Annotated in this window: 1 protein-coding gene; it reads right to left on the bottom strand. The window is 77.0% G+C overall.

Annotated elements, in window-relative coordinates; genetic code table 11:
- On the bottom strand, positions 1-408 hold a 408-nt coding region (locus tag KTN05_RS17885), incomplete at both ends, for an HAD-IC family P-type ATPase (RefSeq protein WP_217330695.1).

The raw sequence follows: 408 nt of genomic DNA, 5'->3' as shown, positions 1-408 counted from the left end.
TCCTCGGACAGCAGCGCCACGTCGGCGGCCTGCAGCGCCACGTCCGATCCCGCGGCGCCCATGGCGACGCCGACATCGGCGCGGGCGAGCGCCGCGGCATCGTTCACCCCGTCGCCGACGAAGGCGACGCGCCCCTGACCGGCGAGCGCGGCCACGGCCCGCACCTTGTCCTCGGGGAGCATGTCGGCTTCGATCTCCTCCGGCGCGAGGCCCAGTTCCGCCCCGATCCGCAGCGCCACGGGCCGCCGGTCGCCGGTCATCATCACGATCCGCTTCACCCCGCCCTCGCGCAGCGCCGCAAGGGCGGGCGCGGCGCTGGACCGCGCCTCGTCGGCCACGGTCGCCGCCCCCAGCACCTGCCGCCCGCGGCCGAGATAGACGACGGTCTGCGCGCCCGAATCCAGCGCC

Origin of the sequence: Paracoccus sp. Z118 (genome assembly GCF_019061185.1) — a bacterium.
In the GTDB taxonomy this organism is placed as follows: domain Bacteria; phylum Pseudomonadota; class Alphaproteobacteria; order Rhodobacterales; family Rhodobacteraceae; genus Paracoccus.
The sequence above is the reverse complement of the archived record's forward strand: the minus strand, read 5'-3'. Positions and strand labels throughout refer to the sequence as shown.